The sequence below is a fragment of the Bacillus salipaludis genome (assembly GCF_004358205.1).
Genome location: NZ_SMYO01000008.1, coordinates 267,018 through 279,875 on the forward strand (window position 1 = coordinate 267,018; position 12,858 = coordinate 279,875).

Genomic DNA, 12,858 nt, shown 5'->3' on the forward strand with positions numbered 1-12,858 from the left:
GGAAGAATTTCCTCCATGGTTTAGGCTTTTTTGGTTAGGGGCAATTCCTATCCGGAATTATAATCTCCATTTTCCCTTCCTGATTGATAATTTCAACTGCCTCGTCTGCAAACAAATAAGGGGTATCAAACCGGTCCTGCTTTTTGATATCCAAGTAACTATTATTAGTAGTCAGAACGGGAAAAACCGCGTTCGTTTTCTTGAATAGATTTTGAGTAACCTCTATTTCCGCCATTAAAATAATTTGTTTATTGGAGACTGAGAAAAATAGTTTACCAATCTCTCTTTCGTTCTCATCCATAATTTTAATCTGTTGGAGGATGGAAATAAGACAGGTTACAAAATCGTTTATATGCTCATTTGCCAGCCCAGGTAATTGATACTCTGCCAAAGCTTTATTCATTCCGGTTTTGATTTCTTTAAAGGAAAATACGTCTTCAATCCGAAGCGCCGCTTTTGTTTTTCCTAGATTTTCAAACTTCTTTCTTGTTTCAACAAGGTACTCCTTAATATAGCCGGTATACTGCTCACGCTGCACCGCCAAATCAGCCAGCTCCTGAATCCAGCGAATCTCTTTACTGCGATTTCGAATCAACAACAAAAACGCATATACATCCTTTTCATCAAACGTATGATTAACTAACTTTTCATAATAATAGTTCAATAACAATTGTTCTTTCTTATCCATTGGTTTGCTCCTAGAAGAATTATTTCTATCCTATTGTAAACTTATCCTTTTAATAGGACAAACCTTCTAATGAACTAGATTCCTATACTGAGGGGAAATAAGACCCAAGACTTAGACAGCATTACAACTCTTGCTTTTTTTAAAATCCTGGGAATCCTGTTACTCTTATATAGGACTTATAGATATAGAAGGAGGTTAGTAATGAAGAAGTTTGGCCCATTTGGGGTGAAATGGTTAAAGGTGATTCATATTATATTGGTAGCATTATTTTTTGGCGGCATTATGAGTTCCTCCTTTGCTTTAAATTACGGGATAACATTAGCCACCTTCGATGAAACGTTTGAGACCTATAAAAGAATTGTGATCATTAGTGACCAGATTGTCAGAATTGGAGCTTTCGGAACTTTATTGGTCAGCTTCATCTATGGATCTTTTACAAATTGGGGGTTTTTCAAGCAATGTTGGGTTACGGTAAAATGGATTCTTTTTACAATCCAAACAATTTCACACCTCTTTTTGTCTTTCCTGCACCTCTTGAAAGACACTTCAGCCTAGCCTGCACCTCCTTTTGTCGTTCCAGCACATCGGAGAGACGTTTCTGACCTCTTCTCACCTCTTTTTGTCCTTCCAGCACATCTGGAGAGACACTTCTGCCCTCTTCTCACCTCTTTTTGTCCTTCCAGCACCTCTTGAAAGACACTTCTGCCCTCTTCTCACTTCTTTTTGTCCTTCCAGCACCCTCGGAGAGATATATTCACAGAAAAGAGGATCCCTTTTAGGAATCCTACAGATTATTTTTTATACTTTACTATACCGTCTCCAGAACCTCAGCCTTCTGCTTGGTTGATGCCGCTTTTTTTGTTACTAAACTAACAATTAATAAAACGATAATATTAATAAATAAGGCGATGATTCCATCATTCAAGTCTTTAATAGCTTGAGGAAGATGCGGGAATAGCCCGGCAACTTTTATATTCCCTAAATCCATAAAGGACACTAACACACCACCAATGATAATTCCGGCAAAGGCACCCTGTTTCGTCACAAAATTCTTTTTCATCAAGCTGGCAAAAAAGGCTGGGGCAAGTTGAGTAATAAAATTGTAAGCGATGATGGCAATACTAAAAAGGCTATTTCCACCTTTAAAAGTCAAATAAATGGCTGCAAGTGAGATAAACGGAACGAGATATTTTACTAGTTTTGCAATCTGATTGTCTGTTGTGGCTGGAGAGAATACCTGATAAATATTTTTAGCAAACAAAGTTGAAATCGTCATTAATAGTAAAGAGCTTGGTACTAAAGCAGCTAACACACCGGCTCCGCCAATCAGCCCAACAAACCATGGGTCAAATGCCTGTTTGGAAAACTTGAGTAAGATTAAATCAGCTGCACTTCCTTCTAATCCTGGTGTTTGTAAAATGGCTGCAAACCCTACAAAAAAGGCAAACAACAGAATCAATTGGTAAATGGGCATGAGGGCTGCATTTTTTCGTAAAGCCTTTTCGCTCGAAGCTGCAAAAACGGGAGAAAACCCATGCGGCCACATATAAAATCCAATGGAACTTAAGATAACAGTCGATATATACCACGATACGCTCATCCCTTGTTCTGGAAGTATAGGGAAATTGGGTTTCGCTTGATTGATCGCCTCGAACATCGGTTGAATACCGCCGTAATAATGTATAGGGAAATAAATTCCTAAAAAGACCACAATACCTAGAATCAAAATATCCTTCAAAATCGATGTCAGAGCGGAACCGTGAATACCAGAAATCATCACAAAAATGGTTACCCCAAGAGCCCCGACCCAAATAGCAGCCTTAGAAGAGATGACCCCATAAGAAGTTGCCGTCACAATATAGCCTAAGCCTTTGAATTGAAGTACTAAGTAGCAGATACATGCCACAATCCCGATCACGGCAACAAGGACTCCAAGGTAAGGACTCTGATATTTTTTTACAAAGAAATCAGATTGAGAAACTAATTTGTGTTGCTTTGCATACCTCCAAATCGCAGGAAATACGAAGTAGGAAATGACCGTTGCCAAGCAGCCATATGTGACGATGCTAAAAATCGAACCCCCATCCCGATAGGCAGAACCGCTTGCCCCTAAAAAGGTAAAGGTCGTATACATTTCACCAGCTGACAAAAGGAAAATCAATAGGGTTCCCATTCCGCGGCCCCCCACCGACCATTGTTCCAAGTTCATCTCTTTCCCTTTTTTTGCCCAAATCCCTATAGCAACAGAAACGACGAAAAATGACAAGATGAATAGCACAGCAATATTCATTTTGAATTCTCCTCCCGGTTAGCTGGATCTAAAATATAGATAATTCCAAGTATTCCTGTTGTTAAAAAAGACCAGAGTACGATCCAAAAGTGAAAAAACGGCATTCCGAGCACATAAGGAGTCATTCTATTTGTAAATAAAGCCCCTGCAACAAGGCCAAGAAATGGAATAACGGCTAGCCAATAGATGGATTTCATTCTCTCATCCCCTTAATCGTTTTGATTTAATAGTTTCAAAGTACCGTGAACCAATAACTTCGTTCCATCCTCTAAAGCTTGTTCGTCAATTGTAAACTTGGGATGATGATGTGGATAGATAATCCCTTTTCCTTCATTACCGGCACCAATTGAAACATAGGATCCTGGTACTACTTTTTGAAAGGCAGAAAAATCTTCACTTGCCATCATCGGCTTGACCAATTCCCTGCTCTCTTTTCCAAAAACTTCACAAACCGTTTCGTCTATTACTCTCGTAACTTCCTCATCATTTATAACGGGGGCGTAACCGAACTGATAATTAAATTGATAGGTGGCTCCATGTGCTTCCGTAATCCCCTTTACAATCCGTTCAATAAAGTTCGGTATCTTCTTCTGCAAGTCTGGGTTAAAACATCGAACGGACCCTCCAATCGTTACCGTACTTGGAATTACATTGATCGCACTTCCTGCATGGAACTGGGTTACTGAAATCACGGAAGTTTCCTGAGCATCCTGATACCTTGAAACTATATGTTGGAGATTCGTTACCACCTGAGCCCCAATCACAATCGGATCAATCGTTTGATCAGGTTGTGAGGCATGTCCGCCCTTACCTAAAACGGTAACTTTAAACGTATCCGCTCCGGCCATCATCGGCCCATAACTCAAACCAATTTTCCCAAGTGGAAGAGTAGAAACCAGATGGGCACCAAGGACTGATTCTACTCCGTCGAGGACACCTGCGTTCACCATTTCTTGGGCACCGCCTGGCGGCTGCTCCTCGGCATGTTGAAATAGAAAGCGAACCTCCCCCCTTATTTGCCCCTTTAACTTTGTCAGAATCTTTGCAGCGCCTAACAGCATCGCTGTATGTCCATCATGCCCGCAAGCATGCATGACACCTGAATTCCGTGAAACAAAGTTAAAATCGTTCTCCTCTTTAATTGGAAGCGCATCCATATCTGCCCGCAGTGCAATTACCTTTCCCGGCTGCGGCCCCTTTAACCGAGCCATAATACTGGTTTTTGTCGGTCGTGAAACTTCCAGATCACCAAAAGTACTTAAGGTTTCATAAACAAATTGGGCTGTTTTTACTTCCTGAAAGGATAGCTCCGGATACATATGTAAGTATCTTCGCCAGCTAACCACTTCCTCCTTAACCTCTTCGATTAAATCATTCATCATTATCATTTGGGACACGTCCATCAACCTCCTTTTTATTTTTGGTTAGTTTAAGGAAAAAATTCCTTAAATGAAGTATATAGGTTTGCGAATTAAGTTTCAATAGTTTTTTGAATTTTATGAATGTGATAATCTTTAGGTATTCTGAAAAAAGCCAAAATAAATAAGCACCCAAAACGCTGGATGCTTATAACAATCGATATATTTTACTTGGTCTTCCACGAGTAGCATAGGCCTCCTGGCCAACATATTTTGCCAACTTAACTTCACACATATCGGTTACAATTCGGCGCACATTACGCTCCGTCATTTCAAGATGTGCCGCTAGATCCTTTGTTGTAAAATCATGCCACCCCATTTTTTGAATGAGGGCAACGATTTTTTTATATGTTTTAACGCTGATATTTCCCTTTTTTAATTTTTCAATAAGGATTTCATTTTGGGAACGGATTTCATATTGTAATTCATTGTTTTGGCCGGGTGATTCGATAATTTTTCCATCATCTTGAACCATAACAATTTCGCGTTTCTTCATTTCCTTAGAATGTTGAATGGCACGAAACGCATTGATTTCAGCTGCATAAGCTGTCTCGCCGAAGCCAATTCCAACCGCAACAGTCGTTTCTGCCTCGAATGCCAATTTTTGAACGGTTTCTTCAAGCGCCGCAATTTCACGTTCAATTGCGCCGCGGGAGCTAAAAATCATGTATCGGCCGTTCCCCTTCTCAGAAAAGGACCCATTAATTTTTTCTCCCAGTTGAATCAACATTTCTTTTAGTCTGAGCTCTAGGTACTGTAAATGATAAGGGGTTTTCATTTCCTCTGCTACTCTGTTAAAATATTCAACTTCGATGATTTCAACGCCAATTTGTCTATCTTTAAAGTAGGAGGTCTTTACTTTTTCCAAAAGGATTCGAAGTGTTTGCCGTATTTCCATCAACGTCATCGACATTCGATAGGCAGGAATTCCTTCCTCTCTTAACGCTTCGCAAACAGATGGGAAACAAGTTAAGACTCCTTCAGTTTTTCCTTGATTCCATAACTCTAGGTGAAATTGCAACAATTCATTCGTATTAACATCTAAATCAAATGTTTTTGTATAGACGGTTGTTTTATTTATATTAAGCTGTGATAAAGCTTCCTCGCTGATGTTGTTTGTTGTCATCGTATCTATGCTTAGCTTTTTAATCAATCTCCCTAGTTCATCACTCAACTCTAAAAAGGCTTTAAAAAAACCTGATTCCGTAGCAGGAACATGGACCATTATTTTGTCTGTTCCCAATGTTTTTTTCGCCATTTCATAGGGGAGCGGGCCCGAAAAAAGCCACGCATGCACATCGGAATGATGTGCTGTTACAATTCTCTCTACTTCTTCGACCTCTACATAAGGTAAAGGGATGAAATCCAATTCCTGTTTATATTCTTTTGCCAAATCTAAAATCTGTTTTATAGACGTTTCTAGGCCGACTAATCCGATTTTAAACATTATGTATTCCGACTTCCTTTATAAATCCGTAATTTTCGTTGCACCATTATTGAAAATTGATAACAAAAAAGTACCTGTCCTAACATTATATCAGTTAGAGGCAGGTACTATAAATCAACATTTATTTAGATTTGGCTACATTAATAAGGAGATCTTGCACCCAAGTATCTTGTTTTCCAATAGGATACTGTCATGTCGGAGATAACAACACCTTGGTCTGCTGCACTAATGAATTTATTGTTGCCTAAGTAGATTCCAACATGTGATGGACCAGCTTTGTAGGTTTCAAAAAAGACTAGGTCCCCTACGCTTGGCGAACCAACTGGTGTAGTTGCACTCCATTGTGTGCTGGTTGTTCTAGGTATTGAAATTCCTACATGATCGAATACATATTTTGTGAAACCGCTGCAATCAAAACCACTAGGAGTATTTCCACCCCAGCGGTATGGTGTGCCTATGTATTTTTGAGCTTCAGCAATTACTTCTTGGACCTTTGATGCGGAATTAACAGCAGGTTTTTGAGTAGCCTCTGCTTGTGGTTTCGCTGCTGGTTTTTGGGTCACATTTGTTTCTGGCTTCTCTGCTGGTTTTTGGACCGTAGTTGTTTCCGGCTTTTCAACTGGTTTTTGGATAGCTGTTGATGTCGATGGTGCTGCTGGTTGAACAGACTCTTTTGAATATGTGTTTCCTTCAGATTTTTGAGTCTCAGTTGAACTGGACTTCACGGCTGGTTTTTGAGCCACCTTTGTCTCTGAAGGCGCGGCAGGTTTTACCGCAGTTTTTGCTTCCGATTTTGCCACTACACTTTTAATGATCTCTACTCGCTTCACAGCTGCTTTCGCTTTGGATTTGGTAACTTTTCTAGTTGCTTCAGAAACTTTATACGAAGCAGATGTTGCTTGGGCACCACTCACACTTAAGGTTTGTCCTACATGAATGCGGTCTGATGTTAAGTGGTTGATATTTTTAAGCTGTACAACAGATAGATTAAAACGAGCTCCAATTTCAGATAGCGTGTCCCCTTTTTTAACCACATATTTTTGGTTAACAGAGAGGGTCGGAGCAGAAACTTGAGTACTAGTTTTTGAATTTGGTATTTTTAATTGCTGGCCAATACGAATCAAATCTGATGATAAGCCATTCAAGCTTTTCAGCTCACTAACAGTCGTACCATTCGCTCTTGCTAGTTTCCATAGACTATCACCAGGTTTTACGGTGTAGGTAAGGGTTAATTTTTGATTTACATATATTTTATCACTTGAAAGGTTGTTCCATTCTTTTAAGTGATTGATCGAAACATTTTGTAAATGAGAGATTTTCCATAGACTATCACCAGGATGAACTGTGTATGTAGGTTCTTGTGCATTGGCAGTGGCTCCAAATGCAGTAAGTACAAGCCCGGCCGTTGCAGCTGCTGTTACTAGATTTTTTTTCAACTAAAGCACTCCTTACTTTCATTATTAATACATAGATATAATAATGAAAAGTACAATCATGCACATCCACACAAAGTGGTAATACAGTAAATTTATTGAATATGTGGTCGTGTAAACGCTTTCTATTACAAACTATAGAAATAGCGGTAAATATTATAACATCGGGGTTTTACCGCTATTTTTTCCCATCTACCACTTGACCTAAGTAACACATTTGTAAACAATTTTTAATCTGTTAGAATATTTTTTCATAAATACTATTAGCCTAGTAAGAAATTCTGTTTTTGACGATATATAGACATTTTGACCTGTTTTGGATGAAACTGTCACCTAGCCGTTTATTAGTGTCGTTATTGACCTATATTTAGTTTTTGAATCAGCTTTAGCACTAACGGGCTGGTCTCATCTGGTAATTCTCGTATCGGAAAGAATCCAGCAGCAAGCGATTCCACCCCATCCACTTTGATGTTACTGCTTTTAATATTATTTGAAGTATATACAATTGTAACTGGATAGAATTCATCGCCATTTTCCAGCTTTCTGAAATACTGCTCTCCTGAAAAAACATCTACAAGCTGAAGATGACCAATTTCAACTCCTGTTTCTTCAAAAACTTCTCTTTTGCCTGCCTCTTCAGCGGACTCCCCTAATTCCAGGAGCCCGCCCGGAAGCGCCCAGATGCCCTCCGGCCGTTTTTGCAAAAGAATTTCTCCTTGTTCATTGATCACGCCCACTACTGCGCCTACTAAAATAATCGCGCGGGTGCCGATGACTTTTCGCAATTCTTCAATATAGCCCATAAGTATCCTCCAAAATAATTTTATTTCTATCATATCATTATTCCTCTATTACTAATTACTAGTGCAAGCCCTTTCAGTCTCGTGTATAATGGCTAACTAGAGTCATAGACTGAATTTCGGAGTGGACTAGTATGAACCAGCAAAAGAGCTATTCACGTTTTTTTACAAATAAATATTGGGTCGTCGTGGTTGCCGTGTTTTGCTCGGTTTTATGGGGGAGTGCCTTTCCGGTTTTAAAACTAAGTTATGATGAGCTTGGCATGGCAGAAGACGATTTATCAGCAAAAATTGTTTTTGCTGGAATCCGTTTCATGATGTCGTCATTACTGCTGCTGTTTTTCATGCTCTGCGTTGATCGTAAGGCGCTCAAAGTAAACTGGCGGCAATGGCCAGCCATTATTGGTTTAGGGCTGTTTACAACGAGTTTAAGTTATTTCTTTTTTTATAATGGATTAGCCCATACATCGGGGATGAAGGCATCGATTTTAAACTCCAGCGGTGTATTTTTCGTTGTTTTTCTAGCACATTTTGTTTATAAGGATGATCGCTTAGATTGGCGGAAGGTTTTTGGGTTGATTACTGGTTTTGGCGGTATTGTGCTGTCCAATTGGGGACAGGATGCCTCACTGGATTTTTCGTTTTATGGAGAAGGATTTATGCTTCTTTCCGGATTAGCCAGTACTTTCGGTACCTTTTTATCCAAACGTCTGTCTGCTAATCTTCATCCGTTTGCTTTAACCGGATGGCAAATGTTCACTGGTTCGTTGATCATGCTCGTGGTTGGGGTTCCAAATCTTAGACCACACGCTTTTGAATTTACCGCGAATGCATGGCTTCTATTGGGGTATGCTGTATTTTTATCCGCAGCGGCCTTCGCCTTGTGGACTTCTTTGCTCAAGTATAATAAAGCGGGAGAGGTTTCTCTTTATAAGTTCGTTGTACCCGTTTCCGGGACCATTTTATCCGTGATGTTTCTACCGGGTGAACATATAACAGTTAATACAATTGTGGCCCTTCTACTTGTAGCTGTAGGTTTAGCGGCTGTGAATCAGAAAGGAAAAAAGGGCTTGTTTGGTTTAAGAAAATGGCGGCGGACTGAGGAGCAACTTTACAAATAAAAAAGAGCTTGGGGCAAGCTCTTTTTTATTTTTCAAATGATAATTCTTTAATTTTTATAATCCAATCCTTGAAGCTTGCGAATTCATTCGAATCAAATCCGAAGTATTTCTTGATGATTTGGACAGATTCGCTCTCTTGATGATGAAACACTCCATCTGAATAGATTAATTTAAAAAGTTCAACTAAGACGATATTTTTGGAACGTTCCGATTTGAATATCTTGAGTATATCCTCGATGGCAAGGCCCTTCAATTGATAATCCTCGAGTTCCATTTCTTTTTTATATTTAGTTAAAATAGTTTCTTCAAATATAGATCGATTCCCGTCAATCGCGGCAATTAAGTTAGCTAATTCAAGAAATGCTTCTCGCTCTTCTGAGTGAAGTTCTGCAAGGAACAATACATACATCTCCTTATTTTCTTTGTTTCTTTATACGAATATTAACATATTTAGTTTAAATTATATAGAAAATAGGTAACTACTTTTTTCAAAGGATTATTGATGCATAGCGAGGGTTTCGCAAAGTTCCATAGGTTCTAAATTACCCATCCTGAAAATACAATAGTTTTGGTCTTATTCCCAATAGGAGGTCTCACGATGAAAATTCAAAGACTTGGCCATGCTATGTATATTTTTAAAAGTAAGGAAGGGAAAAACTATCTGACTGATCCCTTTTTTGATTTAAATCCCGGGTTTCCGCCGGATTTGGATACCGCTGCGTTCTATCAATCTGTTGACTGTGTTTTTCTAACCCACGGTCATTTTGACCATACAAGTGGGCTGTCTAAGATCGTTGAGCATAAACCTGAAATAATGATTGTTGCACAATATGAGCTGGCATTGATTCTTCTACAGCAAGGGATTAAAAATGTACTGCCAATCAATTTAGGAGGCTCTGTTTCCTTTGATGATGTAAATGTTACGATGGTCCAGGCGAAACACACTTCCTCTTATAGGGAAACAGAAGGTACTCCTGTGTATGCGGGAGAAGCGGCCGGCTATATTTTTGATTTTAAAAATGATTATACCGTCTACCACTCAGGGGATACAGCCTTAATGTCCGATATGAAGTTAATTCAGGACGTGTATCAGCCTGAAATTGCAGTATTGTCCTCTTCAGGGCACTTTACAATGGGACCAAGGGAAGCAGCCTATGCGGTAAAACAACTGTTAGACGTTCATTACGTCATACCGAGCCATACCTTCCCAACCAACGAAACCGCCGCATCACCTGAAGCCTTAACCCAATTACTCAATGCATTTCCAGTTGTTGATTTCATGGTCGACAAAGACAAAGAACTAGAAAAGCTATTAAAGGACTACCCAAAAACAGCCGTCATCCCCCTCGGTTACGGAGAAGAAGTCACATTTGAGAAATAAAAAAGAGGTGCTTTATATTCGACAAAATTCGGGCGGTGACAGGCACCGCCCGAATTTTGTCGAATACATCCACGCCCCCCAAAAAATACCTAATAGCTTTTGATTGCCGGTATGATAGAATTTAGGAAAAGTTGATTGGGAAAGCGGAGGGTGAGCGGGGATGGGAAAGGATAAGATTTTGTCGATTTTGGAGAGGGAGTTAGTGGTTGCTCTTGGCTGTACGGAGCCCGTTGCAATTGCTTTGGCTGCGGCGACGGCGAAAAGCTATGCAAAGGGCAATATCCAAAAGATTCATCTGTATGCGAGCGGAAATATTATTAAGAATGCGAAATCGGTTGGAATTCCAGGGATGTCGGCTAAAGGTCTTGATTTTGCTGCAGCACTTGGAGCAGCAGCAGGAGACCCTGATAAGAAGCTGGAGGTTCTTGATGGACTGACAGCAGAAGATGAGCTGCTTGCATTAAAGCTGATTGAAGCGGGAAAAGTTACAACCGGACAGGCAGATACACCGAAACGACTGTATATAGAAGTAGTTTTACAAACAGATCAGCAGACAGCAAAAGTGGTTATATCTGATAATCACAGTAATATCACCCTAATCGAGGTAGATGGAAAAACGGTTTTCCTTGGCGGCTGTGAAAACATCGGGATTCAAACCGATGAGGAAGAATTAGAAGAGCTTACCATTGATGAAGTCTATGATTGGCTTCTTACTATTGACTCTCATGACCTTGATCTTGTAATAAAGAGTATCGAATTAAATCGGAAGATTGGGATTGAAGGACTCTCCGGAGAGTACGGGTTGAATGTTGGACGAACCATTAAGGAAAATGTAAAAAAAGGATATCTATCAGATGATTTGGCTACTGCCGCTATGTCACTGGCTGCTGCAGGGTCTGATGCAAGGATGGCAGGTTCCACCCTTCCAGTAATGGCCAATACGGGGAGTGGAAATCAAGGGATTGCCGTTACCCTTCCAGTGGTTGCTGTTGCAGAGAAGTTAAAAGTTTCGGAGGAAAAAATGATTCGTGCGGTTGCCCTTAGTCATCTGGTTACGATTCATATCAAATCCAAGTTTGGCCGTTTGTCCGCCCTATGCGGCGTAACGGCTGCCGGTATGGGAGCAAGCGCCGCGATTGTGTACCTGCTTGACGGCGGCCTTCCCCAAATTAAAGCAGCAATCCAAAATACGATTGGCAATGTTTCGGGAATGATCTGTGACGGTGCGAAAGCAGGCTGTGCAATGAAAGTCTCAACCTGTTCCAATGTCGCCGTTCAATCTGCCCTTTTGGCACTAAACAACCAAGCAATCCAATCAACCGACGGCTTCATTCACGACGACGTAGAAAAAAGCATCGAAAGCTTCTGCAAACTCGGAAACGAAGGAACCCGACAAACCGACCAGCTCATCCTGCAACTCATGCTCGAAAAATAAATCATGTTAACCCCTAATGAAAAGTCGGCAGTACTGCCGGCTTTTTTGTATGGCCTCATTCGACAAAATTCGGGTGGTAACAAGCACCACCCGAATTTTGTCGAATCACCTATTTTGGGTAGGGACAGGGCGTTTTTATTTTTATACAAGCTCACAACGTCATAATTCATAATATTTTGAATATATATAAATATGTTTTAAAACATTCTCACCGGAAAGGGGCATATGAACCTATGGATATTTGCATTTCTTGTGGAATGGAATTGTCAATTTTGGAAAGGACTCGAGCTGAGTGCTGGGATTGCAGGGATACGACAACGGAAGCTTATACGGAAGATGAATAATGATTGCTGTTATAGATAAAAATGTTAGAGAAAGCTGCCTGATCATCTCTTAAAGGGCAGCTTTTTCACCTTACTCGAGAAAAGTGGCCTTTTACGATGAACAGGATGAAAATATTGAAACCAAATAAGAATATAATCGTATAAACCTATGTATCGTACAAGTTATAGAATTTCATTAAATTTATTATAGATGGGAGAATTAAAATTGGGCTTAACCATTTTTCAATTTGGACAGACTCTTTTTGAGGTATACTATTGGCTGATCTTAATATCTATTTTCGGTTCTTGGTTTCCGGCTTTTCACTCCTCCAAGATTGGCGGATGGATTGGCAAACTAGTTGAACCATATTTAAGCATTTTCAGGCGGTTTATCCCCCCTCTTGGTCCGATTGATATTTCGCCTATCATCGCACTCTTTGTATTTAATTATCTAAGTAGCTTTGCCCTGGAAGGCCTCCGCCGCTCGTTGACTTTCATTGGGGTATAAGAATCTAGAGAAGA

General features: G+C 40.0%; 12 protein-coding genes and 1 pseudogene. 5 read left to right on the forward strand and 8 right to left on the reverse strand.

Features of this window, described 5'->3' with window-relative positions:
- Window positions 1-34 precede the first annotated feature (34 nt).
- Window positions 35-688: a hypothetical protein gene (locus E2K98_RS18465; RefSeq protein ID WP_133336696.1), complete on the reverse strand. Its 654-nt coding sequence runs from the start codon at window positions 686-688 to the stop codon at window positions 35-37.
- Between the two features lie 201 nt (window positions 689-889).
- Here E2K98_RS18465 and E2K98_RS18470 point away from each other — a divergent pair, with 201 nt between their 5' ends.
- Window positions 890-1,243, forward strand: a complete 354-nt coding sequence (locus E2K98_RS18470; protein WP_133336698.1) for a hypothetical protein — start codon at window positions 890-892, stop codon at window positions 1,241-1,243.
- A 253-nt stretch (window positions 1,244-1,496) separates the two neighbouring features.
- Here E2K98_RS18470 and E2K98_RS18475 read toward each other — a convergent pair whose 3' ends face one another.
- The 6 genes and pseudogenes from E2K98_RS18475 to E2K98_RS18500 form a co-directional block, all read right to left on the reverse strand.
- Window positions 1,497-2,978: a sodium:solute symporter family protein gene (locus tag E2K98_RS18475; protein ID WP_133336700.1), complete on the reverse strand. Its 1,482-nt coding sequence runs from the start codon at window positions 2,976-2,978 to the stop codon at window positions 1,497-1,499.
- Window positions 2,975-3,175 carry a DUF3311 domain-containing protein gene (locus E2K98_RS18480; protein WP_026573727.1) on the reverse strand — a complete coding sequence of 67 codons (201 nt, stop codon included), beginning with the start codon at window positions 3,173-3,175 and terminating at the stop codon, window positions 2,975-2,977. Before E2K98_RS18480 ends, E2K98_RS18475 begins: the two co-directional genes overlap by 4 nt.
- A gap of 12 nt (window positions 3,176-3,187) precedes the next feature.
- A complete protein-coding gene (locus tag E2K98_RS18485; protein ID WP_407921219.1) occupies window positions 3,188-4,366 on the reverse strand; it encodes a M20 family metallopeptidase in 1,179 nt (392 codons plus the stop codon).
- A 178-nt stretch (window positions 4,367-4,544) separates the two neighbouring features.
- Window positions 4,545-5,843 carry a hypothetical protein gene (locus E2K98_RS18490; RefSeq protein WP_133336702.1) on the reverse strand — a complete coding sequence of 433 codons (1,299 nt, stop codon included), beginning with the start codon at window positions 5,841-5,843 and terminating at the stop codon, window positions 4,545-4,547.
- 140 nt (window positions 5,844-5,983) lie between these two features.
- A pseudogene (locus E2K98_RS32345) lies at window positions 5,984-6,322 on the reverse strand (C40 family peptidase); the annotation flags it as partial.
- A gap of 1,307 nt (window positions 6,323-7,629) precedes the next feature.
- Window positions 7,630-8,079, reverse strand: a complete 450-nt coding sequence (locus E2K98_RS18500) for an NUDIX hydrolase (RefSeq protein ID WP_133336706.1) — start codon at window positions 8,077-8,079, stop codon at window positions 7,630-7,632.
- 131 nt (window positions 8,080-8,210) lie between these two features.
- Here E2K98_RS18500 and E2K98_RS18505 point away from each other — a divergent pair, with 131 nt between their 5' ends.
- Entirely contained in the window at window positions 8,211-9,197 is a 987-nt protein-coding gene (locus E2K98_RS18505) for a DMT family transporter (protein WP_133336709.1), read from the forward strand.
- A gap of 25 nt (window positions 9,198-9,222) precedes the next feature.
- On the opposite strand, the gene E2K98_RS18510 is transcribed toward E2K98_RS18505, so the two are convergent.
- Complete coding sequence (locus tag E2K98_RS18510) at window positions 9,223-9,597, reverse strand: hypothetical protein (RefSeq protein ID WP_133336711.1); 375 nt, start codon at window positions 9,595-9,597, stop codon at window positions 9,223-9,225.
- A gap of 198 nt (window positions 9,598-9,795) precedes the next feature.
- Between E2K98_RS18510 and E2K98_RS18515 the strand changes: the two genes are divergently transcribed.
- The 3 genes from E2K98_RS18515 (at window position 9,796) to E2K98_RS18525 (ending at window position 12,844) form a co-directional block, all read left to right on the forward strand.
- Window positions 9,796-10,578 carry a metal-dependent hydrolase gene (locus E2K98_RS18515; RefSeq protein WP_133336713.1) on the forward strand — a complete coding sequence of 261 codons (783 nt, stop codon included), beginning with the start codon at window positions 9,796-9,798 and terminating at the stop codon, window positions 10,576-10,578.
- A 160-nt stretch (window positions 10,579-10,738) separates the two neighbouring features.
- Window positions 10,739-12,013 (forward strand): L-cysteine desulfidase family protein, encoded by a 1,275-nt coding sequence (locus E2K98_RS18520; protein WP_133336714.1) that lies wholly within the window; start codon window positions 10,739-10,741, stop codon window positions 12,011-12,013.
- 549 nt (window positions 12,014-12,562) lie between these two features.
- Window positions 12,563-12,844 (forward strand): YggT family protein, encoded by a 282-nt coding sequence (locus E2K98_RS18525; RefSeq protein WP_235824850.1) that lies wholly within the window; start codon window positions 12,563-12,565, stop codon window positions 12,842-12,844.
- Window positions 12,845-12,858 lie beyond the last annotated feature (14 nt).